Annotated in this window: 5 protein-coding genes; 3 read left to right on the top strand and 2 right to left on the bottom strand. The window is 62.1% G+C overall.

Annotation, left to right across the window (positions count from 1 at the left end; translation table 11 throughout):
- Window positions 1-217, bottom strand: a 217-nt coding sequence (locus WCA85_RS15160; RefSeq protein ID WP_424065181.1) for an oxidoreductase-like domain-containing protein, incomplete at its 3' end; no start/stop codon positions are given.
- Between the two features lie 95 nt (window positions 218-312).
- Window positions 313-1071 carry an SDR family oxidoreductase gene (locus WCA85_RS15155; protein ID WP_424065179.1) on the bottom strand — a complete coding sequence of 253 codons (759 nt, stop codon included), beginning with the start codon at window positions 1069-1071 and terminating at the stop codon, window positions 313-315.
- A gap of 246 nt (window positions 1072-1317) precedes the next feature.
- On the opposite strand from WCA85_RS15155, the gene WCA85_RS15150 reads away from it, so the two are divergent.
- Genes WCA85_RS15150 through WCA85_RS15140 form a run of 3 tightly spaced genes read left to right on the top strand, consistent with a single transcriptional unit; the run spans window position 1318 to window position 4752 of the window.
- The gene (locus tag WCA85_RS15150) at window positions 1318-3678 is read left to right on the top strand and encodes a TonB-dependent receptor (protein ID WP_424065177.1); all 2361 of its coding nucleotides are present in this window, start codon (window positions 1318-1320) and stop codon (window positions 3676-3678) included.
- Window positions 3679-3703: 25 nt separating this feature from the next.
- On the top strand, window positions 3704-4357 hold the full coding sequence (locus WCA85_RS15145; protein ID WP_424065175.1) for a MotA/TolQ/ExbB proton channel family protein: 654 nt from the start codon (window positions 3704-3706) through the stop codon (window positions 4355-4357).
- Window positions 4354-4752, top strand: coding sequence for an ExbD/TolR family protein (locus WCA85_RS15140; protein WP_424065173.1), 399 nt, complete (start codon window positions 4354-4356; stop codon window positions 4750-4752). The genes WCA85_RS15145 and WCA85_RS15140 overlap by 4 nt, the downstream gene beginning before the upstream one ends.
- The last annotated feature ends 250 nt before the right edge of the window (window positions 4753-5002 follow it).

Below are 5002 nucleotides of genomic sequence, written 5' to 3'. Positions count from 1 at the left end.
GTTTCGCAGCGGCGCGCGGCTGGCGCGCTTGCCACTCGGCGAGTGCCGCCTCATAGCGCTCCAACGCGTCCTCATAAAGGTCGAAGACGCAAGGGTTGCAGCCACTGTGGCAGCAATCGTCGAGTTCTGGGCGTCTGGGCGGCGTCGGGGGTGGGTCGTCACGCAGGGTGTCTTGCGGCGCGTCCCGCAGGGGTTCTTTCCGCGAGGCATGAGGCACGGCTACGTCCGGATCACGTGGATCGATCAGTATAAGTTGATCTCGTAAAGGGCGTGTGACGCGGCTTGCGGCAGGCCGCTCATCCGATCACCCGCTCATCCGCGCCCGACGAACGGCATCTTGCTCGCCATGATCGTCATGAACTGCACATTGGCCGACAGCGGCATGTCCGCCATATGCAGCACGGCATCGGCCACCAGTTCGACGTCCATCAACGGCTCGATCGCGATCTCACCGTTGGCTTGCGGCACGCCGCGCGCCATCCGCGCCGCCATCTCCGTCGCGGCGTTGCCAATGTCGATCTGGCCACAGCAGATATCGTACTTGCGTCCGTCGAGCGACACCGATTTGGTCAAACCGGTGATGGCGTGCTTGGTCGACGTGTAGGCAATGCTGTTAGGACGCGGCGCGTGCGCCGAAATCGAGCCATTGTTGATGATGCGGCCGCCCTGCGGCGTCTGCTTTTTCATCATCCCGAACGCTGCGCGCGTGCAGAGAAACACACCGGTCAGGTTAGTGTCGACGACGCTACGCCAGTCTTCGACGCTCAGTTCGTCGATCTCCACCGGCGGCCCACCACGTCCGGCGTTGTTGAACAGCACATCGAGCCGGCCGTAGTGCTGACGGATTGTGTCAAACAGCGCGTCGACGGCGGCAGCGGCAGCAACGTCGCAGGCCACCGGCAGCGCATCGAAACCGTTCTGGCGCGCCTCAGCGGCAAGTTCATCAAGCGGCTCCTGACGACGCCCGGTCAACACCACGCTATAGCCATGTTCGAGCAAACGACGCGCGCTCGCACGGCCGATGCCGCTGCCTGCGCCCGTTACCAGGGCAACCTTTTTCGTAGCCGTCACAACGTGTCTCCTTGCAGATGGTGGTGGCTGGAAGCGGATCTAAACAACCGCATAAGCCAGCGTGAACGTATCACGTCTGCCTCGATTTTATCCTCGGAGCTGACGCATACCGTTCGTCTCGATCTGCGATTGCGGATTTTAATTGTTATGTTATAACATATCACCAAGAACGCGCCCGACGCCGACAACGGCATCAAGCGGAATGGTCAGGGGCGGCAAGAGGACTTCCACTCGTACAAGAAGAACATGAAACATCACACACTCATTTCGCGTGCCGCATTGCTGTTGTTCGCCCAGACGCTTTGCCTGCCTGCGCTTGCCGCAGGCAGCGCCGCAACGGGCGCCCAGTTGACGGGCACTGTCACCGACACGCAAGGGCACGCGCTCGACAACGCTGCCGTGTCAGTGCAGGACGCAGACGGCCATACCCTTGGGCAAACCCACACAGGCCATGACGGCAGCTTCGTCCTCCCGGTGGTCCAGCCTGGCACCTACGCGGTGACGATCAACGCCAAGGGATTCGGCGCCAGCACCAGTATCGCCACCGTCGACAGCGCCACGCCCCAGCCGCTGAAAGTAACACTGGAAAAAGGCAGCGCGATCGATGTCAACGTTCAGGCGCAGCGCCTGAACATCGCGCGCAACGGCCTGCAGCCCGAGGTCGGCGCGAGCGTCTATCGCTTCACGCAAGCGGACATCCAGGCACTGCCGCAAGGCGACAACACGCCGCTAAACCAGGTACTGCTGCAGGCGCCGGGCGTCGCCAACGATTCTTACGGCCAGCTTCACGTGCGCGGCGACCATGCCGATCTGCAGTATCGGATCAACGGCATCATCATTCCCGAGCCGATCAGCGGCTTCGGCCAGTCGCTCGATACGCACATCATCGATCAGGTGAATCTGATTACCGGCGCATTGCCCGCGCAATATGGCTACAAGACCGCGGGGATCGTCGACATCACGACGAAGTCGGGCGATCTCGGCAATGGCGGCTCGATCGACGTCTACGGCGGCAGTCACCAGACCTTGCAAAGCAGCGCGGACGTCTACGGCTCGCAAGGACCGCTCAGCTATTTCTTCACCGGCACGCTTGGCGTGAACAACCTCGGCATCGAGGCGCCCACTTCCGACGGCAGTCCCTTGCACGACCATACGCGCCAGGGCAACGGTTTCGGTTACCTGTCGTACATCATCAATCCCCTGACGCGGGTCAGCGTGATGGTGGGCACCGCAGCAAACCAGTTCGAACTGCCAAACACACCAGGTCTGCCGACCAATTTCGCTCTTGCCGGTCAGAGCGCGTTCAATTCGGCCAATCTCAACGAAACGCAGTCAGAGTTGAACAATTTCGGCGTGCTGGCATTACAGGGGACTAACGGCGGCGCGCTCGACTATCAGGTGGCGCTGTTTACCCGCTACACGCGCACCCAGTTCAATCCCGACCCGATCGGCGACCTGATGTTCAACGGTGTCGCCTCGGACGATTTCCGCAGCAATCAGGCCGAGGGCGTGCAGGCCGATACGACCTATCGGCTCAACGACACGCACACGCTGCGCGCCGGTGTGATGGCCGAGCAGGAGCACGCCGTGTTCAACGACAACGTCGCCGTTTTCCCGGCCAACGCCGCTGGCGAGCAACTGTCCGACGTGCCGTTCAATATCAACGATTCAGGCGCCAGCACCGGCTATCTGTATAGCGCGTACCTGCAGGATGAGTGGAAGCTGTCGAGCAAGCTGACGCTCAATTACGGCCTGCGCTACGACGGCATGGACGAGTACGTGCACGCCAGCCAGCTGAGCCCGCGCATTGGCCTCGTGTTCCAGCCCACCAACGCCACCACCTTGCATGCGGGTTACGCGCGCTACTTCACGCCGCCGGATTTCGAGCTGGTGTCGGCGTCGACAATCACGCGTTTCAACGGTACGACCAACCAGAGCGAAGTGACTCAGGACAGCCCTGTGCAGCCCGAGCGCAGCCATTACTTCGATGTAGGTGTGACGCAGCGTTTGACGCCCGCGCTCACTGTCGGGCTCGACGCATACTACAAGATCGCGTCTAACCTGCTCGACGAAGGCCAGTTCGGCACAGCGCTGATTTTTACGCCGTTCAACTACGAATATGGCCGCGTCTACGGGCTCGAATTCACCACCAATTACAAGCAGGGCAATGTCTCGGCGTATCTGAATCTCGCGTATAGCCGCGCGCAGGGCAAGAACGTCGATTCCGCGCAATTCAATTTCAGTGCCGCGGAGCTCTCTTTCATCGCGAGCAACTGGGTCTTCCTTGATCACGATCAGCGTGTCACGGCCTCGCTCGGCGGCGCTTATGAGCTAGGCAAGACCACGTTTACCGCGGATGCCATTGTCGGCAGCGGTCTGCGTAGCGGCTTCGCCAACACTGACAAGCTGCCCTGGTACGGTCAACTGAATCTGGCCGTGATCCAGCATTTCGATGAGCCGATTGTCGGCAAGTTCGATGCGCGACTCGTGCTGATCAACGCGATCAACAGCGTGTACGAACTGCGCGACGGCTCGGGCATTGGTGTCGAAGCGCCGCAATTCGGCCCCCAACGGGCAATCTACGCCGGCATCACCAAGTTGTTCTGATGCAGCACGCAACCGGAGTTTCATCATGAACGACTGGGCCAATCTGGCCGACGCCGCGCGCCTGGGCGGGGCAGTGATCTATCCGCTGACGCTGCTGGCCATCGCGGCGCTGGCGATCACGCTAGACCGTGCTTATGCGTTCTGGCGCTTCGCACGGCTGCCCGAGTGGGCGGACCCGGAACGTGGGTTCGCGCCGCTCGAAGATCACTCGAGCGCTCAAGTGCGAGCACGCCTTCCTGAAGGTTTGCCGCCCCGCCACGCGCTGCGTCGGCTCGGCCGACTGCTCGACGATGAGCGCACGCCGCTGTGGCGGATCGAGGCGCGGCTTGAAGCGGCCGCCGCGCAAATCGAACGCGACATGAGCCGTGGTCTATGGCTGCTGGAAACCATCGTCACAGCCGCGCCACTGCTTGGACTGCTTGGCACGATTGTCGGCATGATGCACTCGTTCAAGCTGATCGGCGGCGATGGCCTCGTGAATCCCAGCGGCGTGACCGGCGGTGTCGCGCAGGCGCTCATCGCCACAGCGATTGGTCTCGTCATCGCCCTTGTAGCGCTGTTTGCGTTCAACTTCTTTTCGCGCCGCATCGAGCGGCTGATGGACGAGTTGGAGTCGTTCGCCAACGAGGCGGTGAGCGAGCTGCGCCTCACAGCCGAACGCACCGGGCGGGTCTCATGAAGCTGCGGCGCTCGCGACGCTCGAAGCGGGGCCGCATCGAAATCATTCCGATGATCGATGTGATGTTCTTTCTGCTGGCCACGTTCATGCTGACTTCGCTGGCGATGCAGCGTCTCGATGCCGTGCGGATCAATCTGCCGCAAGGGCGTGCGCAAGCCATGCCGCAAAACCAGCCGTTGACGCTGTCGGTGGACGAGACCAATCATGTGTTTATCGACAAGCAACCCGTGCGGCTCGATCAGGTGACGCCGACGATCGCTCGCCTGCTGCGCCCGGATGCCAACGTCGTCATAGCCGCAGACGATCATGCTGCGCATGGCATCGTCGTGCAGGCCATGCTGGCGGCGCGGCGAGCTGGCGCCGAGCATTTCCTGGTCGCCGTGCATCGTGATTAGCGTCTGGCGTAGCGCCTTGAATGATCGGGTGAACAGCGTTGTGCGAAGGCTTGCCACGTTCGCCGATGCGTCTCGCTCCCGGCTGGCAATGGCAGTCGTGTTGGCTGCTGTCCTGTGCCTCATGATGCTGGCGCATTCGGTGCGCTGGTTCGCGGGCCAGGAGCCTGGCCCGCAGCCGCATACGCTGCCGCCAATCGAGATGCAGTTGATCGAAACCGGCCCGCCCCCGACGGCCTCGCCAGCCTTGGAG

It is taken from the genome of Paraburkholderia sp. (assembly GCF_049581445.1).
Classification (GTDB): domain Bacteria; phylum Pseudomonadota; class Gammaproteobacteria; order Burkholderiales; family Burkholderiaceae; genus Paraburkholderia.
The sequence above is the reverse complement of the archived record's forward strand: the minus strand, read 5'-3'. Positions and strand labels throughout refer to the sequence as shown.